This is a genomic window from Rathayibacter sp. SD072 (genome assembly GCF_017355185.1).
GTDB lineage: Bacteria > Actinomycetota > Actinomycetes > Actinomycetales > Microbacteriaceae > Rathayibacter.
In genome coordinates this window covers 42,621-66,446 of the sequence record NZ_JADILJ010000013.1, presented here as the reverse complement: position 1 = coordinate 66,446, position 23,826 = coordinate 42,621, and the positions used below count along the sequence as shown (strand labels likewise).

Below are 23,826 nucleotides of genomic sequence, written 5' to 3'. Positions count from 1 at the left end.
CGGCCCCGGGCGCAGGACGCGCGTCTACGATGGGCGGCATGCATGTCGCGGGAGGCGGGTTCGACCTCCACACCCACTCCCTCGTGTCCGACGGCACCGAGCCGCCCGAGGTGCTCGTGCGCGCGGCCGCCGACGCGGGTCTCGCGGGCGTCGCCCTGACCGACCACGACTCGACCGGCGGATGGGCGGCCGCTCGCGCCGCCGCCGACGCGGCGGGCATCGCGCTGCTCCCCGGCATGGAGCTCTCGTCTCGGGTCGGATGGGCGAGCGTGCACGTGCTCGCGTACCTCGTCGATCCGGAGGATCCGGGCCTGGTCGCCGAGACCGCGCGGATCCGCTCCGAGCGGATGCACCGCGCCGAGGCGATCGTCACCGCGATCGCCGTCGACTACGACCTCACCTGGGACGACGTCCTGGCGCAGACGGCCCCCGGCTCCACGATCGGGCGCCCGCACATCGCCGACGCCCTCGTGGCCCGCGGTCTCGCGACCGATCGCTCGGCCGCGTTCGCGGGGATCCTCGACTGGCGGGGCGGGTACTACCGGCCGCACTACGCACCCGATCCGGTCGACGCGGTCCGCCTGGTGCGCGCGGCGGGAGGCGTCCCCGTGATCGCGCACCCGGCCACCAGCACCCGCGGCATCGTGGTGGAGTCGATGCTGCCGGACCTCGTCGACGCTGGGCTGTTCGGCCTCGAGGTCGAGCACCGCGAGAACACTGCGGAGGGCAAGCGGAGGCTGCGCGAGCTCGCGGAGCGGTACGGCCTGGTCACGACCGGGTCGAGCGACTACCACGGCACGGGAAAGCCCAACCGGATCGGCGAGAACACGACGCCGCGCGCGACGGTGGACGCGATCCGCGCTGCTGCTCGGAACTGAGCGGGCCCGCCCTACGGAGACGACGAACCCCCTCGCGCGATCGCTCGCGGAGGGGGTCGAGGGGGCCTGCGGGTCAGACCTGGGCGTCGGGGCGCGGGCCCCGGCGGCGCTGGCGGGTGCGACGGCGCGGCTCGCTGTTGCCGTCGTGGTGCTCCTTGCTCTCGCTCGAAGGGGCCTGGCCCGCATCGGACGCGGCGGCCTCGGTCTGCTCGGACGAGCCGCGGCTGCGACGACGGGGCTCGCGGCCCTCGCGAGGCTCGCGCGGCTCGCGCTGCCGCGTGCTGCGCTCGGGCTGGGCGTCGGCCTTCGCCTCCGCGGGGATCGGCGTCGGCTTGAGCCGGCCCTTCGTGCCCACGGGGATGTCGAGGTCGGTGTAGAGGTGCGGCGACGACGAGTAGGTCTCGACCGGGTCGGGCTGGCCGAACTCGAGCGCCCGGTTGATGAGGGCCCACTTGTGCAGGTCCTCCCAGTCGACGAACGTGACCGCGATGCCGGTCTTGCCCGCGCGACCGGTGCGGCCGACGCGGTGCAGGTAGGTCTGGTCGTCGTCGGGGATCGTGTGGTTGATGACGTGGGTGACGTCGTTCACGTCGATGCCGCGGGCGGCGACGTCGGTGGCGATCAGGATGTCCTTCTTGCCGGCCTTGAACGCGGCCATCGCCCGCTCGCGCTGCTCCTGGTTGAGGTCGCCGTGGACGGCGGCGGCGTTGAAGCCCCGGTCGTTCAGCTCCTCGACGATGCGGGCCGCGGCGCGCTTGGTGCGGGTGAAGATGACGGTCTTGCCGCGGCCCTCCGACTGCAGGATGCGCGCGATGACCTCGTCCTTGTCGAGCGAGTGCGCCCGGTAGACGATGTGCTTGATGTTCGCCTGCGTGATGCCCTCGTCGGGGTCGGTCGCGCGGATGTGGATCGGCTTGTTCATGAAGCGGCGGGCGAGCGCGACGATCGCGCCGGGCATCGTCGCCGAGAAGAGCATGGTGTGGCGGGTCTGCGGCGTCTGCGCGAACAGCTTCTCGATGTCCGAGAGGAAGCCCAGGTCGAGCATCTTGTCGGCCTCGTCGAGCACCATGACCTGGACGTTCGCGAGCGACAGCAGGCGCTGACCGGCGAGGTCGAGGAGGCGCCCCGGGGTGCCGACGACGATCTGCGCGCCTGCCTTCAGCTGCTCGATCTGGCCCTCGTACGCCTTGCCGCCGTAGATCGAGACGATCTTGGTGGGGCGGTTCGAGGCCGCGAGCTCGATGTCCTCGGTCACCTGGACGGCGAGCTCGCGGGTCGGAACCACGATGAGCGCCTTCACGCCCGGCTCCGGGTCGGTGCCCAGCGCCTGGATGAGGGGGAGGCCGAAGCCGAAGGTCTTGCCGGTGCCGGTCTTGGCCTGACCGATGATGTCCTGCTTCTGCAGGGCCAGGGGGATCGTCTGCTCCTGGATGGGGAACGGCTCGAGGATGCCCTTGGCGGCGAGTGCGGCGACGATGTCGTCGTCGATGTTGAGATCGGAGAAAGTCACGGGAGTGAAGCGCCTGTCGTGTCGAACGGTCTACGCCCCTGTACGACTCCGGGCGCAGGGTCACCGATCCAGCGCCGGTGACATCCCGGCGAGTCTACCGGCACCCGCCTCTCGCGCCCCGGAGGGCGTCGGCGGGGCGGAGCGCCCTCGCTCTAAGCTGGGCCCATGGCAGCCTGGTTCCGACGCCGACGTCCCTCCGGCGACACCCCGCGCCTGACCCCGAGGGGCGAGTCCGCCAAGCGCGACCGCGTCGACCTGGCCGACCTCACTCCCGAGGTCCTGCCCTACCTCGGGCAGGTGGCCTACCTCCAGCTCGCTATCTTCGAGGCCCTCGCCCGCGCGGTGGCGGGCACCGACGACCTCGCCGACAAGGAGGCGATCTCGGCCGCCGCCGGCACCGCCCTGTCGAAGCACCACGCGGTCGTCGCCGAACTGCGCAGACGCGACGTGGAGCCGTGGGAGGCCATGGCTCCGTTCCGTCCCGCGATCGACACGTTCGAGCACTTGACGCGGGGCGCGGACCTGCACGAGACGCTGCTCTCGGCCTACATCACCGCGGGGCTGCTCGACGACTTCTTCATCCGCCTCACGGGAGGACTGCCGAGCGACGTCGGACCGCGCATCGCGCAGACCCTCGGCGCCGACACCGGGATCGACGGGCTCATCACGATCCTCCGCCGCGAGATCGCCGCCGACGACCGTCTCGGCTCGCGGCTGGCCGTCTGGGGTCGCCGGCTCGTCGGCGACACCCTCCTGGTCGCGCGCTCGGCGCTGATGGGCTCGGGCAACCACGACTCGGACGAGTCGCGCATCGAACCCGTGTTCACCGAGCTGATCGCCTCGCACACCCGGCGGATGGACGCCCTCGGCCTGACCGCCTAGGGCGCGGCGACCGGGGGAGCGACGCGGGATCCCGTCCGCGGGCCCTGCGCGTCACTCCGCCCAGAAGCCCGGCACGTCGGCGAGGGTCGCGATCGTGCGCTGCCGCCCCCACTCGACGTGGGCGTGCGCGACGGAGGAGGCGAGGCGGACGTCCCCCGCGGCGACCGCCTGGGCGAGCCGCACGTGCTCGTCGTGGCGCACCCCCGGCTCCGCCTGGATGTTGGCGATGTTGAGGCGGTTGCTGCGCTCGTCGAGCGGACCCATGGTCGAGATCAGGAGCCGGTTGCCGGCGATCGCCTCGATCGCTCCGTGGATCCTGCCGCTCTCGGAGTGGAAGCGCGCGAGATCGCCGTCGGCCAGGGCCGCTCCCGCGTCGGTCACCACCGCCACGAGGGCCGAGGCGTCCGCCCCTCTGGCGACGGCCTCGGCCGCCGTCCGCGCGATGAGGGGCTCGAGCGCCGAGCGGATGTCGTAGAGCTCGTCGACGTCGCGCCGGGTCACGACGGTCACCACGGCACTGCTGCGCGGGCGCACGGTGACCAGCCCCGCCAGCTCGAGCCAGGGGAGCGCCTCGCGGATCGGCACGCGCGAGACCGAGAGCTCGGCGGCGAGATCGCGCTCCCGGATCGGCTCGCCCGCGGGCAGGCGCCCGTCGAGGATCCGGCGCCGCAGCTCCTCGTAGACGGACTGCGACATCGTCTTGACGGGGGTCTTCTCGGGCATCGCTGCTCCTCGGTCTACCGAACGGGGGACGGGTACAGGGTAGCGGGCGTCCGAGAGAGGCGCGGCGGCAGCCGTAACACCGATTTCACGCGGGTGAAACATGGAGGAGGGCGAGCGACCGTAGCGTGGCCGTCGTGCTCCGGTATACCGAGCATCCCCTCTCACGGAAGGACTCGCCCATGAGCACCGTCACGGACCCGCCGCCCTCGACGACGACAGGAGACCGCATCGAAGCCGCGTACTCGCGCATCGGGATCACCGGCGCCCACGTCGGCATCGTGGCGATGATCCTCTTCGGGGTGTTCTTCGACGCGATCGAGCAGAACACGGTGGGAGTCGCGGGCCCGGTGCTCGCAGCGGACTGGGGCCTCGCCGGAGCAGAGCTCGGGCTGCTCAACACCGCCACGTTCACCGCCGTCGCCCTCGGACGCGTGCTGGCGGGAGTGGTCATGGACCGCGTGGGGCGCCGCACTCTGCTCGGCGCGAACCTGTTGGTCTTCGCCGTCGGCAGCCTGCTCTGCGCGCTCGCACCGAGCTACGAGATCCTCGTCGCCGCCCGCTTCCTCGTGGGTCTGGGTCTCGGCGGCGAGATCGCGACCGCGGTGATCATGCTCGCCGAGTTCTTCTCGGCGAAGCACCGCGGCACGGCCGTCGGCCTCATCAACGTCGCGGCCGCCGGGCTGGGCAACATGCTCGCCCCGCTGTTCGGCGTGATCGTCTTCTCGGTCTTCACCGGGGACGACCGCTGGCGCTGGCTGTTCGGTCTGCTCGTCGTGCCCGCTCTGGCCGTCGTGGTCTACCGTCGGGCGCTGCCCGAGACGCCGCGCTACCTCGCCGCCCGCGGCAGGACCGCCGAGGCGAACACCGTGATCAACCGGCTCGCGCAGGGAAGGCTGCACCGGCCGCTCGGCGACGAGGTCGACTACCTCGGGACCGCCGACGCGGCCACTGTCACGGTCGCCGCGACTCCGCGCTGGACCGAGCTCTTCGGGCGACGGCACCGCCGCACGACGATCGCCCTCGGCGTCGCCGTCTGCATGTCCTACGCCGCGCAGATCTCGATGCTGACCCTGATCCCGCTGATCCTCACCTCGCGCGGCTTCGACATCACGAGTGCCCTCTGGTATACCCTCGTGATGCAATCGGGCTCTCTCGTGGGAGCAATCGTCGCGGCTCTCGCCGCCCGGCGCCTGCCCCGCAAGCTCACCCTCACCGTCGCCGCGATCCTCGGCGTCGGCGCGGGCCTCGGCTTCGGCTTCCTCGGCACGAGCATCGCGCTGGTGCTGATGTTCGGCTTCTTCTTCAACTTCTCGGTGATCGTGCTCAACACCACCATCTGGCTCTTCGCCCCGGAGCAGTACCCGACGCGGATCCGCGGGCTCGGCACCTCCGTGATCCTGGCGCTCGGCTCCCTCTCGGGCGGCCTCTTCCCGCTCCTCGCGGGGGCAGTGCTGGACGCGTCGGGCGTCGGCGGCATGTTCGCCCTGCTGGCCGGGCTCTTCGCGATCTGCGCGATCGCCGTGCAGTTCCCGCGCGAGACGGTCGGCCGGCCGATGGCGGAGGACTGACGATGGGCCGCACCCTCGTCGTCCTGAACCCGAACACGTCGGCCGAGACCACGCGGCTGCTCGTGGCGATCGCGCGGAACGCCGTGCGCGGTGAGGAGGTGCACGTCGTGGGGGAGACGGCGGAGCGGGGGCCGTCGATCATCACCGATCCGGCGGCACTGGCGGCATCGGCCGGCGAGGTGGTCGCTTCCGCCCGGCGCTCGGTGCTGCTGCACGACCCCGCGGCCCTCGTGGTCGCGGCGTTCGGCGATCCGGGAGCGGCGGAGGCGGCGGAGGCCACCGGACTGCCGGTGGTCGGCATCGGTGCGGCCGCCGTGCGCGCGGCCGGTGCGACCGGGCGGCGCTTCGCGATCGCGACGACCACGTCCCGGCTCGAGGGGACGCTGCGGGCGCTGGTCGCGTCGGCCGGGGACCCCCGGGACTACGCAGGATGCTTCCTCACCGCCTCGGACGCGGAGCAGCTGCGCGATCCGGTCCGGCTGCACGCCGAGCTGCGCGAGGCGGTGCTGCGGGCGGAGGCGGCCGGGGCCGAGGCGGTGATCATCGGCGGCGGGCCTCTGAGCGCGGCGGCCGAGCTGCTCGCGGCGGAGTTCGCGGGGCGCCTGCCGATCGTGGAGCCGATCCGGGCGGCGGTGGCCGAGGCGCTGGTGGCCACCTCGCCGATGGCGCCGTCACCGGCCTGAAGCGGGCCCGGCACGACGAACGGCGCGGGAGTCCTCGACTCCCGCGCCGTTCGTGGTGGTGCGTTCTTACTGCGCGGCGACCCGCCCCGCGAGCATCGCCTCGAGGGAGGCGTCGTCGCGGCGGGCGCGGGCCCGGCCGAGGGCCAGGTCGGCGACGATCACGGCGATCGCGGTGAGCGCCAGTGCGAGGACCCAGATCAGCCCGCCGTCCCAGGGGAGGCCCGCCCAGGTCAGCGCCACCCAGAGCACGGCGGCGACGACGCCGCCGAGGGCCGGGACGAGCACGGCGCCGTGCAGGTGCCGGTGCGGGAGCGAGTACCGCGCGGCCAGACCGAGCAGCACTCCTCCGATCGTGACGAAGAGGAGCTCCACGACGTTCCCGGAGGGGCTAGGCGACGAAGCCGACTCGGCGCGACTCCTCGGAGCCGAGCTCGACGAAGGCGATGGTGTCGGTGGGGACGATGTAGATCTTGCCCTTCTCGTCGCGCAGGCGCAGGACCTTCGCACCGGCCTCGAGAGCGGTGGTGACCGTCTTCTCGACCTCGGTCGCGGACATCGAGGACTCGAAGTTGAGCTCTCGCGGGGTGTTGACGATTCCGATACGGATTTCCACCAGCAGTTGCCTTTCGGGAGGAGGGACGTGGCTGTCACGATACGGCACCGTGCGAGAGCGCCGACGCGGGTTTCGCGCTGAGCGGATCGGGGCTCCGGGTGCCGTCCGCCCGGTCGTCGGGGAGTGTCGGCGGTGGTGGCTAGCGTGGTGGGGTGCCCGTCACCGCCTCGTCCTCCGCCTCCCCGTCCTCCGTCCAGGAGCGGGAGTCCGGCGGTGCGCGCGTGCGGCTCGACGCCTCGCAGCAGGCGGTCCTCTCCCTGCCGGACGGGCGGAGCGCGGCCGTGCTCGGAGCCCCGGGGTCCGGCAAGACCACGACGCTCGTCGAGCTCGTCGCCGACCGGATCCTCGAGCGGCGGTACGCGCCGGAGTCGGTCGCGGTGCTGGCGGCCAGTCGCACGGCCGCCACCGCACTGCGCGACGTCCTGGCGCTCCGGATCGGCGTGCCGACGCGGGGGCCGCTGGCGCGCACGGCGACGTCGCTGGCGTTCGAGGCGGTCACCGCCTCCGCGAAGGAGCTCGGCGTCGAGCGGCCGACCCTGCTCACCGGCGGCGAGCAGGACGTCCTGCTCTCGGAGCTGATCGAGGGCCACCTCGAGGAGGGCACGGGCCCGCGCTGGCCGGACGAGTTCGGCCCGGAGGTCCTCCGGCTCCGCACCTTCCGCACCGAGCTGCGCGAGTTCGGCATGCGCGCGACCGAGCACGGCCTCGACACCGCCGCCGTGCGCGCGCTCGCCGTCGACTCCGAGCGGGGCGAGTGGGCCGCGGCCGCCGAGGTGCTCGAGGAGTTCCGGGAGGTCGTCGACTGGATGTCGCCCGACGCGGGCACCAAGCTCGACGCCGCCGAGTTCGCCGCCTTCGCCGCCGAGACGATCCGTGAGGGAGGCGGGGGCGAGCGGATCACCGCGCTCCGGCTCGTGATCGTCGACGACCTGCAGGAGGCGAGCGAGTCCACCGTCGTGCTGCTGCGGGCCCTCGCCGCGCGCGGGGTGACGATCATCGCCTTCGGCGACCCCGACGTGGCGACCAGCGCCTACCGCGGCGCCTCCTCCGACACGCTCGGCCGCTTCTCGTCGAGCATCGGGGTCGAGGGCGCCGAGACGCTCGTCCTCGAGCGGGTCCACCGTCACGGCGCCGAGCTGCGGGCGCTCGTCACGCGCGCCGTGCAGAGGATCGGCACGGCCGCCGCGGGTCGGCAGCGCACCGCCGTCGCCGAGGACGAGGCGGGGGGCGCCCCGGAGCCGATCCTCGTCCTCCAGGCGCCGACCCCGGCGCGCGAGGCGGCGACCCTCGCGCGGCTCCTGCGCGAGCGCCGGCTGCGCGACGGGGTCCCGTGGCACCGGATGGCCGTCGTCGTGCGCTCCGGCGCGGCGGTGCAGCCGCTCGTGAAGGCGCTCGCCGTGGCCGAGGTGCCCACGCGGTCCGTCCTGGCCGGCCGGGCCCTGCGGGACGACCACGCCGCGCGCGCCCTGCTCGTGCTCGTCGGCGTCGCGATCGGCGAGCGGCCTCTCGATGCGGCCCTCGCGTCCGAGCTCCTGCTCGGGCCCTTCGGCGGAGTCGACCGGCTCGGACTCCGCCGCCTCCGGCTCGCCCTGCGCGCCGAGGAGCTCGCCGGCGACGGCATCCGCCCCAGCGACGCGCTCCTGGTCGAGGCGCTCTCGGCCCCCGGGCGCTTCGCCACCATCGACTCCGCCCCCGCCCGCCAGGCCGAGCGCCTCGCCGTCACGATCGACCGTGTGCGGCGCCTCCACGCCGAGCACGGCTCGATCGAGGAGCTCCTCTGGTCGGCGTGGGAGTCGAGCCGCGTCGCCTCGTCGTGGCGCGAGCTCGCTCTGGGCACCGGGCTCACCGCCGCCGAGGCGAACCGCAACCTCGACGGCGTCGTCGCCCTCTTCAGCGCCGCGCGGCGCTTCGTCGAGCGGGCCGCCGGATCCTCCGCGATCGGGTTCGTCACTGAGATCCTCGAGGCGGAGGTCCCGGAGGACACCCTGGCGCCGCGCTCGGTCGACGACGCGGTGCTCATCGGCACGCCCTCCTCCGTCGTCGGGCTCGAGTTCGACGTGGTCGTCATCGCCCGGCTGCAGGACGGCGTGTGGCCCAACCTCCGGCAGCGCGGCTCCCTGCTCGACCCCGACGGCCTCGTCCGCGCCGCCCGCGGCGAGGGCGGCCTGCCGCTGGACGGGCGCAAGGCCACCCTCGACGACGAGCTGCGGATGTTCGCACTGGCCGCCTCGCGCGCCCGCCGGCAGCTCGTGCTCAGCGCGGTCGCCGGCGAGGACGAGACCCCGTCCCTCTTCTTCCGGCTCACGCCTCCCGATGCACCGCACCTCGACGCCGCCTCCGCGGTGCCGCTCACCCTGCGCGGAGCGGTCGCGGCGCTGCGGCGCACGGCGACCACTCCGGACTCGCCCGACGCACCGGCGGCGATCCGCGGACTGCGGGCCCTGGCGCTCGCCGAGGTGCCCGGTGCCGATCCCTCCTCCTGGTACGGCGTCCTCGAGCCCTCGACGAGCGAGCCGCTGTTCGAGCTGGACGACCCGGAGCGGCCGGTCTCGGTCTCGCCGAGCCGTCTGGAGGCGTTCGAGAACTCGCCGCTCAACTGGTTCGTCGATGCCGTGTCGGGTTCGACCACGAGCACGGCCATGGGCGTCGGCACCCTGGTGCACTGGGTGCTCGAGAACGCCGCCGAGCCCGACACCGAGACGCTGTGGACTCAGCTCGAGTCGCGCTGGCCCGAGCTGGTGTTCGAATCGCCCTGGCTGGGCGAGCGGCAGAAGCGGCTGACCCGGCGCCTGGTCGAAGGGCTCGCCGAGTACCTGGTCGACTTCCGCGAGGCGGGAGGAGAGGTGCTCGGGCGCGAGCAGCAGTTCGAGATCGATGTGCCGCCGGCGCGCGTGCGGGGCTCGATCGACCGCGTGGAGCGCGCGGCCGACGGCTCCGTGACGATCGTGGACCTCAAGACCGGACGGAGCATCCCGCCGCAGGCCGCGGTCGCCGAGCACGCGCAGCTGGGCAGCTATCAGCTCGCCGTCGCGAGCGGCGCCATCGAGGCGGCGGGGCAGACGGCGCGCGGCGGCGCCAAGCTGCTCTTCGTCTCGGGCGGGGTGCGCGGCAAGCGCTACCGCGAGGTGGTGCAGCCGCGCTTCGGCGAGGAGGAGCTCGAGCGCCTGCGCGAGCGCGTCCGCGCCGCCGCGACCGGCATGGCCGCTCCCGCCTTCTCGGGCCTGCTCGACGCCGTGCCGTTCTCGCCGGGCGACTCCCTCCGGTACCGCCTGCACGCCGTGCCCGAGGTCTCGGGCGACGGCACTCTGGCGCTCGACGAGGTCGAGCCCGAGGAGGATCAGGACGACGCCGTCGATGAGGGGGAGGCGCGCGCGTGATCGACGCCCTGACCATCGCCGAGAAGCTCGATCTGCGCCCGCCGACGGCCGAGCAGCGCGCCGTGATCGAGGCGCCGCTCGCGCCGGCGCTCGTCGTCGCGGGTGCGGGCAGCGGCAAGACCGAGACCATGGCGAACCGCGTGCTCTGGCTGCTGGCGAACGGCATGGCCGCTCCCTCCGAGGTGCTCGGCCTCACCTTCACGCGGAAGGCGGCCGCCGAGCTCGGCGAGCGCATCGGCCGCCGCATCGACCAGCTCGGTGCCGCCGGGCTGCTCCCGCTCGCCGACGGGCGGACGGAGCCCGATCCGTTCGACGCCCCGACCGTCTCGACCTACAACGCCTTCGCGAACACGATCTTCCGCGACAACGCGGCGCTGATCGGCCGCGAGGGCGATGCGACCGTGCTGTCGGAGGCGTCGGCGTGGCACCTGGCGCGGGGGGTGGTCGCCGACACCGCCGATCCGCGGATCCTCGAGGTCGAGGCGAGCATCGACCGCCTCACCGACCTCGTCGTGTCCCTCGCGCACGACCTCGCCGACAACCTCGCCGACCCCGCGGAGGTCGGCGCCTTCGCCGAGGACTTCGTGCGCATCGGCGGACTGCCTCGGGGCTCCAAGGGCAGCGGCGCCTACCGCGACGTCGAGAAGGCGGTCCAGGCCGTCGGCGCGCTGCCCGTCCTCACGGCGCTCGCCGAGCGGTTCCAGGAGGCGAAGGCCGAGCGCGGCTTCGTGGAGTTCTCGGACCAGGTCGCCCTCGCCCTGCGGATCACCGAGCGGGTGCCGACGCTCATCGACGAGCACCGGGCGCGGTACCGGGTGGTGCTGCTCGACGAGTACCAGGACACCTCGGTGCTGCAGACGCGACTGCTCTCGCGCCTCTTCGCCGAGCAGGGCGTCATGGCGGTCGGCGACCCGCACCAGTCGATCTACGGCTGGCGCGGGGCGAGCGCCGAGGGGCTCGGCCGCTTCGGCGTCGACTTCGGCTCGGCGGCGCGCTTCTCGCTCTCGACGAGCTGGCGGAACGGGCACGGCGTCCTGGCGGCGGCGAACGCGGTGGTCGAGCCGCTCGCGGCGGGCAGCGCGGTCCCCGTCGACCGTCTCGCCGCCGGTCCCGCGGCGAGCGGGCACCCGGTCGAGCTGACCTTCCCCGAGACGATCGAGGAGGAGGCCGACGATGTCGCGCGCTGGTTCGCGGGCCGCCTCGCCGAGAGCCCGGAGCCGCCCTCGGCCGCGGCGCTCTTCCGCGTCCGCGCGCACATGGACCGCTTCGCCGCCGCGCTGGCGAAGCACGGGGTCAGGTACCACATCCTCGGGATCGGCGGGCTCCTCCGCCAGCCCGAGATCGCCGACCTGGTCGCGGCCCTCACCGTCGTGGAGGATCCGGCCGCGGGCAGCGAGCTCGTGCGCCTGCTCGCCGGAGCGCGCTGGCGGATCGGAGTGCGCGACCTGCGCGCCCTCCGCGATCTCGCCTCCTGGCTCGCGTCGCGCGATCACGCGCACCGCCTGCTCCCCGAGGAGGTGCGCGAGCGGATGCGCGCGTCCGTCACCGAGGGGGAGGGCGGCTCGATCATCGAGGCTCTCGACTTCATCGCGTCGCGTCGACCGGGGGAGGACGGCCGGATCGACCACTCCGCACTGTCGGCCTTCAGCGAGGCGGGGCTCTCTCGGCTGCACGACGCCGGCACCCTGTTCGCGCGGCTCCGGGCCCGTGCGGGCCTGGACCTCCTCGACTTCACCACCCTCGTCGAGCAGGAGCTCGGACTCGACATCGAGGTGGAGGCCAACGAGTCGCGCAGCGACGGCCGGGCCAATCTCGAGGCCTTCCGCGACGCCGTCTCCGGCTATCTGCAGACCGACGACCGGGGTGCCGGCACCGGCTCGTCCCTCCGCGGCTTCCTCCGCTGGCTCGTCCTCGCCGACAAGCGCGACGGCCTGGCGCCCCGCCCGGAGGATCCCGAGCCCGGCACCGTGCAGCTGCTCACCATCCACGGCTCGAAGGGTCTGGAGTGGGACCTCGTCGCGGTGCCGCGCATGGTCGACGGCGAGCTCCCCGGCACTCCCGTCGAGGGGTTCCGCGGCTGGGTGCGCCTGGGCGCGATGCCGTACGCCTTCCGCGGCGACGCCGCCGAGCTGCCGGACCTCGACTGGCGCGGCTGCGAGACCCAGAAGGACGTGGTCGACGCGATCGGCGACTTCGGCGCCGTCCTGCGCGAGCGCAACGAGGCGGAGGAGCGCCGGCTGGCCTACGTCGCCGTCACCCGCGCCCGTCACCACCTCCTGCTGAGCGGATCGTGGTGGGCGGGTCAGTCCAAGCCCCGCGGTCCGGGGGTCTTCCTCCGCGACCTCGCCGAGGCCGGCACCCTCCCGGAGCTCCCCGTCGAGCCCGCGAACCTCGAGAACCCGCTCGAGCGGGCCCCGCGGACCTTCCGCTGGCCCCACGATCCGCTGGGCTCGCGCGGTGAGCGGGTCCGCGCCGCGGCCGGGCGGGTCCGCCTGGCCGAGCCGGCCCTCCTCGGTGCGCGCGGCGAGGACGTCCGCCTGCTGCTCGCCGAGCGGGCCGTGCGCCTCGCCGGTGGCGAGCGCGTCGAACTGCCCGTCCGCATCCCCGCCTCGCGGTTCAAGGACGTGGTGAGCGCCCCGGAGGAGGTCGCCGCGCAGCTGCGCCGACCGATGCCGGAGCGGCCGTACCGGCAGACCCGCCTCGGCACGACCTTCCACTCGTGGGTCGAGAACCGCTTCGGCATCCAGGGCGAGGCCGAGGCGGTCGACACCTTCCCCGACGAGTTCGACGATCTCGGCGAGAGCACCGAGGAGCAGGATCGGCTGGCGGCCCTCGTCGAGACCTTCGAGCGGTCGGAGTGGGCGGACCGCCGTCCCGAGGCCGTCGAGATCGAGATCCACCTGCAGCTCGCCGAGCACGTCGTGGTCTGCAAGATCGACTCGGTCTACCCTGACGGAGACGGCTTCCAGATCGTCGACTGGAAGACCGGGCGGGCGCCGGAGGACGCCGCCGACCTCGAGCTCAAGCAGTTCCAGCTCGCGCTCTACCGGCTCGCCTTCGCGAAGTGGAAGGGCGTGCCGCTGGAGAGCATCGACGCGGTGTTCTACTTCGTCGCCGACGACCTGGTGCTGCGGCCCGAGCGCTTCTACTCGGAGCGGGAGCTGTCGGAGTCGCTCTCGTCGGCCCTGGGGGCGAGGCCGCGGCCGTGAGAGCCCGTGCGGGCACCGGGGGTGCGGTTGAGGAGCTCCTCGACCTCCGAGACCTCCAGCACCGGACCGGTGTCGGTCGAGAGCGGAGCCGACAGGTCGCCCAGCACGCTGTCGACGAGGGTGTCGAGCATCGCCACCGCGTCGTCGACGATCGCCGAGTCGTCGGTCTCGGTGCCGTGCAGCAGCCAGCGCGCGAGCTCGAGCTCGGCGTAGAGCTGCGCCCGCTGGCGGAGGGTCCGGTCGACCGCTCCCGCGCGCATCCGCGAGTAGGCCGCGAAGGCGGTCCCGGCTCCGGGGGCGCTGAGGAGCCAGTGCAGATCGCGGGCGGGATCGCCCACACGCAGGGCGGCCCAGCCGAGCACCGCGGTCACGACGTCGCCGGAGCGCAGGAACGAGTCGGAGGTCATCGAGCCGTTGACGACCGTCGGATCGAACCGCCAGAGCGCCTCGTCCGACGAGGCGGTCTCCCAGCGGGCGACGAGCGCGGCGGGCACGTGCCCCGTGTCGGCGGCGCGCTCGATCACGGCGACGGTCTCGTTCAGGCTGTCGCGGGCGGTGGCGACGGGCAGTCCCGCCTCCTGCACGAACGACGCGGGCAGCGAGTGGATCGCGCCGATCGCGCGGCCGACCGAGTCCGCGAGTCCGCTCGAGGGCGCGACGTCGTCGATGAGCACGCGGTCGCCGTCGAGGAACTCGTAGACGACGGCGCGCGTGCCGTCGTAGGGGGCCTGCCCGACGCTCGTGTGCAGGTCGAAGGGCAGCCGGCTGCGGATCCCCGCGGTCAGCGCCCGCAGCGCCACGAGGTCGCCGAGCTGCTCCTGCTCGGCCAGAGCGGAGGTCGGCACGCGCACGAGCAGACGGGCGCCGTCGCGGCTGGTGACGAGCGCCGAGTCGAAGTCGCCGTGGGTCGAGTGGGTGAACGCTCGCGCGGTCCGGACGTCGAGGCCCTCGACGGCCGAAGTGGCCAGCGCGGCTAGAGTGAGATGGGATCTGGCCATGGGTTCTAGGTTAGGTCGCTCCGCGCCCGACCGGCCCGACCGCCACGCGCTCTCCCGCCGATGCCGTGCTCGGGATCCGGCCCCGGCACCGCCGGACGCCGACCCGCCGCGGACCGACCCGCGGGCGTCTCCCGTCCCGCGGCACCGCCTCCTGGAAAGAGCTCCCCGAATGACCACGCCCTTCACCGATCGCCTCCCGCTCGCCCGCCAGGCCGTCGACCGCGACTACCTCTCCCGAGGCCGTCCCGACCTCTACGACGAGCTCCTCGCCGACCCGGCGACGCGCGTCCTGGCCCTGCGGAAGGACCGCGCCCTGGTCGACGGCGACCGCCTCGCGCTGCAGAGGGCCGACTCCGTCACCGCCGGCACGCTCCGCGTCTACCTCGGTCGGACCACGGTCGACGCCGACGGCGAGCCCGCGGGCACCCCGGTCGTCGCCACCGTGCTGACCGAGGCGGCCGCCCTCGAGCTCGAGCCCGACGAGTCGCGCTGGAGCCAGCTGCGCCCGATCGCCGAGCGCCTCAGCCGCCGCGACGCGGGCCTCTTCACCGAGGCGCTCGCGATGGCCAACTGGCATGCCGTGCACGCCTACTCCCCGCGCAACGGCGACCCGACCGTCGTCGAGCAGGGCGGCTGGGTCCGCCGCTCGCCCACCGACGGCAGCCAGGTCTTCCCGCGGACCGACCCCGCGATCATCGTCTGCGTCCTCGACGCCGACGACCGCCTGCTCCTGGGCTCGAACGCCATGTGGGGGAGCGACCGCTTCTCGCTGCTCGCCGGCTTCGTCGAGCCGGGCGAGTCGCTCGAGGCGGCCGTCGTGCGCGAGATCTTCGAGGAGTCGGGCATGCGCGTCGTCGACCCCGCCTATCTCGGCTCGCAGCCGTGGCCGTTCCCCGCGTCGCTGATGGTCGGCTTCACCGCCCGCCTCGCGCCCGACCAGGAGCCCGCGGCGCTGCGACCGGACGGCGAGGAGATCGTCGACCTGCGCTGGTTCACCCGCGACCAGCTGCGCGACTCGCTCGAGTCGGTGCTCCTGCCCGGCCGCTCCTCCATCGCCCGCGCCATGATCGAGGACTGGTACGGGGGCGAGCTCGAGAACGGGCCCCTCGCGTGAGCCTGCTCGACGGGCTCGACGAGGGGCAGCGGGAGGCGGCGGAGGCGCTGCTCGGGCCGGTCTGCGTGCTCGCGGGAGCGGGCACCGGCAAGACCCGCACCATCACCCACCGCATCGCGCACGGCGTGGCCACGGGCGTCTACACCCCGGGCCGCGTGATGGCGCTGACCTTCACGAGCCGCTCGGCCGCGGAGCTGCGCTCGCGCCTGCGCGTCCTCGGTGCCGGAGGGGTGCAGGCGCGCACCTTCCACGCCGCCGCGCTCTCGCAGCTCGGCTACTTCTGGCCGCAGCTGGTCGGCGGCACGATGCCCCAGCTGCTGGACGGCAAGGCCCGCCTGCTGGGCCACGCGGCCGAGCGGCTCCGTCTCAAGCTCGACACCGCGACGCTGCGCGACCTCTCGGCCGAGATCGAGTGGCGGAAGGTGTCGGCGCTGTCGCTCGAGCAGTACGCCGTCGCCGCGCGCACCAGGACGCTCCCCGGCCGGCTCACGCTCGATCAGACCGTCGCCCTGGTCGACGAGTACGAGGGGCTGAAGGACCAGCGCCGGCAGATCGACTTCGAGGACGTGCTCCTCGTCACCGCCGGCATGCTCGAGTCCGAGCCCGCGATGGCCATGCAGGTGCGCGAGCAGTACCGGTTCTTCGTCGTCGACGAGTACCAGGACGTGAACCCGCTGCAGCAGCGGCTGCTCGAGCTCTGGCTGGGCGACCGGAGCGACCTCTGCGTCGTGGGCGACGCGAGCCAGACCATCTACTCCTTCGCCGGCGCGCGGGCGGACTACCTCCTCGACTTCCCCGCGCATTGGCCCGCCGCCACTGTCGTGCGCCTCGAGGAGAACTACCGGTCCGCGACGCCGATCGTGCAGACCGCGAACCGGCTCATGCGCGGGCGCCCGGGTGCGCTCGTGCTGCACGCGGTCGAGAAGGGCGAGGCGCCGGAGCCGTCGATCGACGCGTACCCCGACGACATCGCGGAGGCGCGCGGAGTGGCCGCCCGCGTCGCCGCCGACGTCGAGGCGGGAGTGCGGCCCTCCGACATCGCGATCCTGTTCCGCACCAACTCGCAGTCGGCGGTGCTCGAGCACGCGCTCACCGAGCGCGGTGTCAGCGCGCACATGCGCGGCGGCAAGCGGTTCTTCGATCTGCCGGAGGTGAAGCAGGCGGTGATGCAGCTGCGCGCCGCCTCCGTCTCGATCGCGGGAGAGCCGCTCTTCAAGTCGGTCAGCGACGTCCTCCGCTCGCTCGGCTGGAGCGCGGAGCCGCCGTCGGCCCCCGGTGCCGTGCGCGATCGGTGGGAGTCGCTCGACACCCTCGCCCGCCTCGTCGACGAGGCTCCCGCCGACTGGACGTTCCGGCAGTTCACCGACGACCTCCTCGCCCGGCAGCAGGTGCACCACGAGCCGGACCGCGCGGCGGTCACCCTGGCGACCATCCACTCGGCCAAGGGCCTGGAGTGGGACTCGGTCCACCTGATGGGCCTCTCGGAGGGACTGCTCCCCATCTCCTACGCCAGCGGACTCGAGGGCATCGACGAGGAGCGCCGCCTGCTCTACGTCGGCATCACCCGCGCACGACGGCGCCTGCGCCTGTCGTGGTCGCGCTCGACGGTGGGCCGGGTGACGCGGAGGGAGCCGTCGCGCTTCCTGGAAGAGCTCGGCACGCGCACTCGCGGTGCGGCTCCAGCCGCCGCTCGCTGAAGCCGCCCGAGGCGTCGGAGTAGATCCGCTCCCGGTCGCTCAGCGCCGTCCCGCCCGCGAGGACGCGGCGCAGCACGGCATCGGCCGCCACGACGGCGATCGCGGCGCTCGCGAGCGCGGTCCGGGTCGGCGCGCGGCGGCCGAGCACCTGGATGACGAGCCGCGGCCACTCGGGATCGAGGTCGATCCGGTCGCGCTCGGCGCAGTGCAGGCACGGGCCCGCGCCCGGTTCGACCAGCGGCCCGACCCGCACCGCCTCGTCGCCGAAGACGACCGCCAGGTGGGGCACGTCGGCGGCCAGCCAGTGCGCGGCCCGGGCTGGAGCGACTGCGAAGTCGGTCAGCAGCACGGCGACGTCGGGCACCGCGTCCTCCCCGACCAGCTCGCAGCCCTCGCCGCGCAGCAGGCTCCGCAGGGCGTCCGCCGCGGTGCCGTCGCCCTCGACGACCACGCGCGGTGCGGGGGGAGGGCCGGGTGAGACGTTGCGCGACAGCACCGGTCGCAGCGCTTCGAGAAGCTCGTCGATCCGCTCGTCGGACGCACCGGCCCGCCGCGCGATCAGCCGCGCGGTCCCGGCGCTGGTGCCCACCCGCAGCGCGTGCAGCAGCAGCTCCTCGGCGTAGCCGACGCCGTCGAGGACCACGTGCGGGCGGTCGAGCCCGACCTGCATCGCGGTCGCGGAGCGCCAGAGGAGCGGGAACCGGGGATCGAGTCGGAGGACCATGCCGAGAGCATGGCCGAGTCGGCGGCGGGGCCGGGGGAGTTCTCCACAGGTCCCGCCGCCGGAGGCGATCAGACCGGGCGGTCGCCCGTCGGGCCGGCCGCGTCGTCCGGGCCGTCGCCCGCTCCGTCGGCCGGGGGAGCGTCGGGGGTGCCGCCGTTGAGCAGCTCCTCGAGCGCGCGGTCCATCTCGTCGGGCTCCGGGGTCTCGCCGCGGGCCTCGGCGCTCAGGCGGGCCACGAGGCGGCTCGGGTCGTCGAGGTCCTCGGAACCGGGCAGCAGATCGGGGTGCGACCACAGGCTGTCGCGCGCCTCCGGTCCGACGGCGTCGGTCACCGCCTGCCACATGGCGGCGGCGTCGCGGAGCCGGCGCGGGCGCAGCTCCAGGCCGACGAGCGTCGCGAACGCGGACTCGGCCGGCCCGCCGGAAGCGCGCCGGCGGCGGACGGTCTCGGCGATCGCTCCGGCGCTGGGCAGGCGGGTGGTCGCGGCCGCGGTCACGACGTCGACCCAGCCCTCGATCAGGGCGAGGACCGTCTCGAGGCGGCCGTGCGCTGCGAGCTGCTCCTCGGTCTTGGGCGGGATCAGCGCGCCGGACGTCATCGCGTCGCGCAGCTCCTCGGGGTTCGACGGGTCGAAGTTCCCGGCGAGCTCCTCGAGGCGGGTGGTATCGATGCTGATGCCGCGCGCGAAGTCGGTGATCTGCGAGATGAGGGCCAGTCGGAGCCACTTGCCGTGACGGAAGAGGCGGGCGTGAGCGAGCTCGCGCACCGCCAGGTAGATCTGCACCTGGTCGATCGGGATGTCGAGCCCCTCGCCGAACGCGGCGACGTTCTGCGGCAGGATCGCGGCGTCGTTCTCCTCGAGCAGGGGGATGCCGATGTCGCCTCCCGAGACGACCTCCGCGGCGAGCTGCCCGACGACCTGTCCGAGCTGGAGGGCGAAGAGCGTTCCGCCGATGCCGCGCATCATGCCCTCGGCTCCGGCGATCATCTCGCGCATCTCCTCCGGGGCCTGCTCGCGCATCACCCGGGTCAGCGCGTCCGAGATGCTCAGGGCGACGGGCTCGGCGAGCTGCGTCCAGACCGGCATCGTGAGCGAGATCCACTCGAGGCGGCTGACCGTGCGGGGCGGGCGGGAGAGCTCCGAGACGTAGGCGACCTCGTCCAGCCAGAGTGCCGCGACACCGAAGGCTCCGTCGAAGGGGGCCCGCACGGAGTCGGTGACCGGGGCGGACTCGGCGCGGGCGAGCTGCTTGGCCTGCTCGCTCGCGAGCGTCCAGTTGATGCCGTCGCCGTTCTGCTGCATCGCGCTCTGCAGCTGCGAGAGCAGGTTCTGCAGAGCGACCGGGTCGTTCGGGAGCCCGGCGGCACCCGCGAGCTGCGACGGATCGATCGGACCGTCACCCGAGAGGAACCGGCTCAGCATCTCGCGGAACTCGTCCTCCGACCCCTCGCCGGGTCGGTCAGCACTGTCGCCTGCGGCCATTCGGATCAGCCCTCCGTCGTTCGGGTGAACGCCCGTGACGGGCGCGGGATCGTGACTCGACTCCCAGTCGTGCAAGCTACGTTAGCCCGAGTGCCCGGGCGATCGGCCTGAAGACGACCGCAACCGCAGGGCCCGCTTCCGCCCGCCGCGAACACCCCGGCGGAGCTTCCCCGCACGCCCTGAGGAAGGCCCCCGTGACGCTGTTCTCCGACGATCCCCGGCACTCGCCCTCACGCGGGAAGCGGGCGTGGGTGGGACCGACCGTGCTGTTCTCGGGAGTCGCCCTGGTGGTCGCGCTGGGCATCGCGCCCGCCCCTTACGTCATCGAGCAGCCGGGCCCCGTCTTCGACACCCTCGGCACCAGCGAGACCGACGGCGAGGACGTCCCGCTCATCTCCATCCCCGACGAGCCCACCTACCCCACGACCGGCACGCTCGACATGCTGACCGTCTCGGTCGTCGGGAATCCGGAGAGCCTGCCCAACTGGGTCGAGATCGTCGGCGCCTGGTTCGACCGCAGCAAGGCCGTCGTCCCGGTCGAGTCGATCTTCCCGAGATCGGTGACGGTGCAGGAGCGCGACGAGGCCAACCAGGCCGAGATGTCCGACTCGCAGCAGGAGGCGATCGCCGTGGCACTGACGGAGCTCGGCTATCCGGTCGCCCAGCAGGTGTCGGTCGTGCAGATCCCGGAGGACTCGCCCTCCGTCGACGTGCTCGAGCCGGGCGACGCGGTCGTCGCCGTCGAGGGCGCCCCCGTGTCCGACGTCGCCGCTCTGCGCGACGCCGTGCAGGCGTCCGGTGCCGGCGTCCCGGTCGACCTCACGATCGAGCGCGACGGTGCGCGTCAGGACGTCCAGGTGGTGCCCGTCGACAGCGACGGCGCCGCGGTGATCGGCATCGTCGCCGGCCTGGCCTTCGACTTCCCCTTCGAGGTCGACATCCAGTTGAACGACGTCGGCGGCCCGAGCGCGGGCATGATGTTCGCCCTCGGCATCATCGACAAGCTCACCGAGGGCTCGCTCAACGGCGGCGAGGAGGTGGCGGGCACCGGCACCATCGACGCGGACGGGCAGGTCGGGCCCATCGGCGGCATCCGGCAGAAGATGTTCGGCGCGGTGGCGGCGGGCGCCGACTGGTTCCTCGCTCCCGCGCAGAACTGCGGCGAGGTCGTCGGGCACGTGCCGGACGGCATCGAGGTGCTGAGCGTGGCGACGCTCGACGAGGCGCTCGCCGCACTCGACGGCATCGCCTCCGGCGACGTCTCCGGACTGCCCACCTGCGACGGGGCGACTCCGATCGGCTGACGCCCGCCTCCTGCTGTCGAGGCCGACGCTCAGGTGGGGCCCGCACCCGTCGCATAGCATGGGTGCCCTCCCCTCACATCTCGACAGCAAGAGGCCCATCCGTGAGTTCCACAGCAACCGAAACCCCGCAGCGGAAGAGACGGAGCGTCCTCGCCGTCACTGTCGTGGTGGTGGCCGTTCTGGTGGTGGCGTTCTTCGTCTTCGCCGGTCTCTACACCGACATCCTCTGGTACGACCAGCTCGGCTTCCTCTCCGTCCTCACGACGCAGTGGGCGGCGGCCGGCGGGCTCTTCGTCATCGGCTTCGCCGCCATGGCGATCCCGGTCTTCATCAGCCTCACGCTGGCCTACCGCCTGCGCCCGGTCTACGCGAAGCTCAACTCGCAGATCGACCGCTACCAGCAGGTCGTGGAGCCGCTGCGCCGTCTGGCGACCTTCGGCATCCCCGCGGTCCTGGGACTGTTCGCGGGCGTCTCGTCGGCGTCGCGCTGGCAGACCAGCCTGACCTTCTGGAACCGCACCCCCTCGGGCGACATCGACCCGCAGTTCGGGCTGGACACGTCCTTCTACCTGTTCGAGCTGCCCTTCTACCAGAGCCTCGTCGGCTTCGCCTCGGCGGTCCTCATCATCTCGGCGCTCGCCACTCTGGCCACGGGCTACCTCTACGGCGCGATCCGCGTGAACGGACGCGAGGTCCGGATCTCGAAGTCCTCGCGCATCCAGCTCGCGATCATCGCGGCGCTCTACCTCCTCGTGCAGGCCGTCAGCCTCTGGCTCGACCAGTACGCGACCCTCACCGACCAGGGCGCCCGCATCACCGGAGCGACCTACTCGTCGGTCAACGCGACCATCCCGGGCCTGCAGATCCTCGCCGGCGTCGCCGTGCTCGTCGCGGTCCTCTTCGTCGTCACCGCGTTCATCGGACGCTGGCGCCTGCCCGTCATCGGCACCGCGCTCCTGATCGTCTCGAGCCTGCTCGTCGGCTCCCTCTACCCGTGGGTCGTGCAGAAGTTCCAGGTCGAGCCCAACGAGCGCACGCTCGAGGAGCCCTACATCCAGCGCAACATCGAGATGACCCGCCAGGCGTACGGCGTGGACGACGTCCAGGTCATCCCCTACGACGCGACCACCGACGCCGAGCCGGGCGCGCTGCGCTCCGATGCCGAGACCACCGCGAACATCCGCATCCTCGACCCCGCCGTCGTGACGGACGCGTTCTCGCAGCTCCAGCAGTTCCGTCAGTACTACGCGTTCGGCGATGAGCAGAACGCCCTCGACGTCGACCGCTACAGCATCGACGGCGCGACCCAGGACGCGGTCGTCGGCGTCCGCGAGCTGAACCTCAACGGTCTGGGCAACAACCAGACCTGGTACAACCAGACCCTCGTCTACACCCACGGCTACGGACTGGTCGCCGCGTACGGCAACCAGCGCTCCGCCGACGGCGAGCCTGTCTTCATCGAGTCGGGCGTGCCGACCACCGGCGATCTCGGCGACTACCAGCCGCGCATCTACTTCGGCGAGAACTCGCCGGCGTACTCGATCGTCGGCGGGGACAGCGACCGCAACATCGAGCTCGACTACCCGTCGGGCACCGAGGGCGAGCAGCAGACCTACACGACCTTCGACGGCGAGGGCGGCCCCGCTCTCGACAACGTGTTCAAGAAGCTCGTGTACGCGATCAAGTTCCAGTCCGAGCAGATCTTCCTGTCGGACGGGGTGAACACCGAGTCGCAGATCCTCTACGACCGCAATCCCGTCGACCGCGTGCAGAAGGTGGCCCCCTACCTGACGCTCGACTCCGATGCCTACCCGACCGTCGTGGACGGACGCGTGGTCTGGGTGGTCGACGGCTACACCACCTCCGCCGAGTACCCGTACTCGGAGGTGCAGAGCCTCTCGCAGGCGATCGCCGACACGAACACGCAGCAGCAGTTCCCGACCGACGACGTCAACTACATCCGCAACTCGGTGAAGGCGACAGTCGACGCGTACGACGGCAGCGTCACGCTCTACGCGTGGGACACCGAGGACCCGATCCTGCAGACCTGGCAGAAGATCTTCCCGAGCACCGTCGAGCCCATCAGCGAGATGTCGGCCGACCTGCTCAGCCACGTCCGCTACCCCGAGGACCTCTTCAAGGTCCAGCGCGCGGTCCTGGGCACGTACCACGTCACGGACGCCGGCTCCTTCTACTCGCGCGAGGCGGCGTGGTCCACTCCGAACGACCCGACCAGCGGCACCTCGGCTGCCTCGGCGGTCGGCGGGGACTCCCTGCAGCCCCCGTACTACCTCACGCTCCAGACCCCCGACGTCGAGGTGCCGTCGTACTCTCTCTACTCCACGTACATCCCGGCCAGCACGCCGGGGAGCCAGGCGAGCCGCAACGTGCTCACCGGGTACCTCGTGGCCGATTCCGACGCGGGCGCGACCGAGGGGAGCGTCGCCGACGGCTACGGGACCCTGCGGCTGCTCGAGCTCCCGAGCGACGACACGGTGCCCGGCCCCGGTCAGGTGCAGAACGCGTTCAACACCGATCCGACGGTCGCCAACCAGCTCGCTCTGCTCTCTCGCGGCGACACGACGGTCACCCGAGGCAACCTGCTCACCCTCCCGGTGGGCGGAGGCCTGCTCTACGTCCAGCCGATCTACGTGAGCTCCAACGGCGACACGAGCTTCCCGCTCCTGCAGAAGGTGCTCGTCGCGTTCGGCGACGACATCGCCTTCGAGGACACCCTCGACGCGGCTCTCGACAGCCTCTTCGGCGGGGACTCGGGCGCGGACGCGGGCGACACCGGCACGCCGGTCGCGCCCGACACCGGAACCGGGACCGATCCCGGTACCGACACCGGTGCGGACCCGGGGACGGACACCGAGACCGGCGGCACCGACACCGGCACGGGCGACCAGACGCCGCTGCAGCAGGCCCTCGCCGACGCCAGCACGGCGCTCGCAGCCCGCGAGGCGGCGCTGCGCGACGGCGACCTCACCGCCTTCGCCGCAGCCGACGAGCAGCTGACCGAGGCCCTCACCCGGGCGCTCGAGGCGGAGGGGCAGCAGTAG

16 protein-coding genes are annotated in these 23,826 nt (G+C 73.0%); 10 read left to right on the top strand and 6 right to left on the bottom strand.

What is annotated here, in order from left to right:
* Positions 1–38: 38 nt before the first annotated feature.
* The gene (locus IOC53_RS07460) at positions 39–878 is read left to right on the top strand and encodes a PHP domain-containing protein (protein WP_207403986.1); all 840 of its coding nucleotides are present in this window, start codon (positions 39–41) and stop codon (positions 876–878) included.
* Positions 879–951: 73 nt separating this feature from the next.
* Here IOC53_RS07460 and IOC53_RS07455 read toward each other — a convergent pair whose 3' ends face one another.
* On the bottom strand, positions 952–2,388 hold the full coding sequence (locus IOC53_RS07455) for a DEAD/DEAH box helicase (RefSeq protein ID WP_207403984.1): 1,437 nt from the start codon (positions 2,386–2,388) through the stop codon (positions 952–954).
* 165 nt (positions 2,389–2,553) lie between these two features.
* Here IOC53_RS07455 and IOC53_RS07450 point away from each other — a divergent pair, with 165 nt between their 5' ends.
* Positions 2,554–3,270: a ferritin-like fold-containing protein gene (locus IOC53_RS07450; protein WP_207403982.1), complete on the top strand. Its 717-nt coding sequence runs from the start codon at positions 2,554–2,556 to the stop codon at positions 3,268–3,270.
* A gap of 51 nt (positions 3,271–3,321) precedes the next feature.
* Here the strand turns inward: IOC53_RS07450 and IOC53_RS07445 are convergent, their stop codons facing one another.
* Positions 3,322–3,993 (bottom strand): GntR family transcriptional regulator, encoded by a 672-nt coding sequence (locus IOC53_RS07445; RefSeq protein ID WP_207403980.1) that lies wholly within the window; start codon positions 3,991–3,993, stop codon positions 3,322–3,324.
* A 179-nt stretch (positions 3,994–4,172) separates the two neighbouring features.
* Between IOC53_RS07445 and IOC53_RS07440 the strand changes: the two genes are divergently transcribed.
* The gene (locus tag IOC53_RS07440) at positions 4,173–5,561 is read left to right on the top strand and encodes an MFS transporter (protein WP_242683051.1); all 1,389 of its coding nucleotides are present in this window, start codon (positions 4,173–4,175) and stop codon (positions 5,559–5,561) included.
* A gap of 2 nt (positions 5,562–5,563) precedes the next feature.
* Complete coding sequence (locus IOC53_RS07435) at positions 5,564–6,244, top strand: aspartate/glutamate racemase family protein (protein ID WP_207403977.1); 681 nt, start codon at positions 5,564–5,566, stop codon at positions 6,242–6,244.
* A 66-nt stretch (positions 6,245–6,310) separates the two neighbouring features.
* On the opposite strand, the gene IOC53_RS07430 is transcribed toward IOC53_RS07435, so the two are convergent.
* Both IOC53_RS07430 and IOC53_RS07425 read right to left on the bottom strand, forming a co-directional pair.
* A complete protein-coding gene (locus IOC53_RS07430; RefSeq protein WP_207403975.1) occupies positions 6,311–6,616 on the bottom strand; it encodes a hypothetical protein in 306 nt (101 codons plus the stop codon).
* Positions 6,617–6,632: 16 nt separating this feature from the next.
* Positions 6,633–6,857: a DUF3107 domain-containing protein gene (locus IOC53_RS07425; RefSeq protein WP_055793661.1), complete on the bottom strand. Its 225-nt coding sequence runs from the start codon at positions 6,855–6,857 to the stop codon at positions 6,633–6,635.
* Between the two features lie 152 nt (positions 6,858–7,009).
* Here IOC53_RS07425 and IOC53_RS07420 point away from each other — a divergent pair, with 152 nt between their 5' ends.
* The gene (locus IOC53_RS07420; RefSeq protein WP_307786100.1) at positions 7,010–10,234 is read left to right on the top strand and encodes an ATP-dependent DNA helicase; all 3,225 of its coding nucleotides are present in this window, start codon (positions 7,010–7,012) and stop codon (positions 10,232–10,234) included.
* Entirely contained in the window at positions 10,231–13,443 is a 3,213-nt protein-coding gene (locus IOC53_RS07415; RefSeq protein ID WP_207403967.1) for an ATP-dependent DNA helicase, read from the top strand. The genes IOC53_RS07420 and IOC53_RS07415 overlap by 4 nt, the downstream gene beginning before the upstream one ends.
* Here the strand turns inward: IOC53_RS07415 and IOC53_RS07410 are convergent.
* A complete protein-coding gene (locus IOC53_RS07410; RefSeq protein WP_207403959.1) occupies positions 13,380–14,441 on the bottom strand; it encodes a phosphotransferase in 1,062 nt (353 codons plus the stop codon). The two genes, IOC53_RS07415 and IOC53_RS07410, sit on opposite strands and share 64 nt — an antisense overlap.
* Positions 14,442–14,610: 169 nt before the next feature.
* On the opposite strand from IOC53_RS07410, the gene nudC reads away from it, so the two are divergent.
* Positions 14,611–15,555: an NAD(+) diphosphatase gene (nudC, locus tag IOC53_RS07405; RefSeq protein WP_207403950.1), complete on the top strand. Its 945-nt coding sequence runs from the start codon at positions 14,611–14,613 to the stop codon at positions 15,553–15,555.
* Positions 15,552–17,252 (top strand): ATP-dependent helicase, encoded by a 1,701-nt coding sequence (locus IOC53_RS07400; protein ID WP_207403939.1) that lies wholly within the window; start codon positions 15,552–15,554, stop codon positions 17,250–17,252. Before nudC ends, IOC53_RS07400 begins: the two co-directional genes overlap by 4 nt.
* Before the next feature lie 792 nt (positions 17,253–18,044).
* On the opposite strand, the gene IOC53_RS07395 is transcribed toward IOC53_RS07400, so the two are convergent.
* The gene (locus IOC53_RS07395) at positions 18,045–19,460 is read right to left on the bottom strand and encodes a zinc-dependent metalloprotease (RefSeq protein WP_242683050.1); all 1,416 of its coding nucleotides are present in this window, start codon (positions 19,458–19,460) and stop codon (positions 18,045–18,047) included.
* Positions 19,461–19,654: 194 nt separating this feature from the next.
* Here IOC53_RS07395 and IOC53_RS07390 point away from each other — a divergent pair, with 194 nt between their 5' ends.
* Entirely contained in the window at positions 19,655–20,764 is a 1,110-nt protein-coding gene (locus tag IOC53_RS07390; RefSeq protein WP_207403937.1) for a S16 family serine protease, read from the top strand.
* Positions 20,765–20,865: 101 nt separating this feature from the next.
* Positions 20,866–23,826 (top strand): UPF0182 family protein, encoded by a 2,961-nt coding sequence (locus IOC53_RS07385; protein ID WP_207403929.1) that lies wholly within the window; start codon positions 20,866–20,868, stop codon positions 23,824–23,826.

Excerpts from the sequence above, each read along its gene's own strand:
- IOC53_RS07410 (WP_207403959.1), bottom strand. The coding sequence starts at position 14,441 with ATGGCCAGATCCCATCTCACTCTAGCCGCGCTGGCCACTTCGGCCGTC.
- IOC53_RS07440 (WP_242683051.1), top strand. The coding sequence starts at position 4,173 with ATGAGCACCGTCACGGACCCGCCGCCCTCGACGACGACAGGAGACCGC.
- IOC53_RS07435 (WP_207403977.1), top strand. The coding sequence starts at position 5,564 with ATGGGCCGCACCCTCGTCGTCCTGAACCCGAACACGTCGGCCGAGACC.
- IOC53_RS07445 (WP_207403980.1), bottom strand. The coding sequence starts at position 3,993 with ATGCCCGAGAAGACCCCCGTCAAGACGATGTCGCAGTCCGTCTACGAG.
- IOC53_RS07395 (WP_242683050.1), bottom strand. The coding sequence starts at position 19,460 with ATGGCCGCAGGCGACAGTGCTGACCGACCCGGCGAGGGGTCGGAGGAC.
- IOC53_RS07450 (WP_207403982.1), top strand. The coding sequence starts at position 2,554 with ATGGCAGCCTGGTTCCGACGCCGACGTCCCTCCGGCGACACCCCGCGC.
- nudC (WP_207403950.1), top strand. The coding sequence starts at position 14,611 with ATGACCACGCCCTTCACCGATCGCCTCCCGCTCGCCCGCCAGGCCGTC.
- IOC53_RS07460 (WP_207403986.1), top strand. The coding sequence starts at position 39 with ATGCATGTCGCGGGAGGCGGGTTCGACCTCCACACCCACTCCCTCGTG.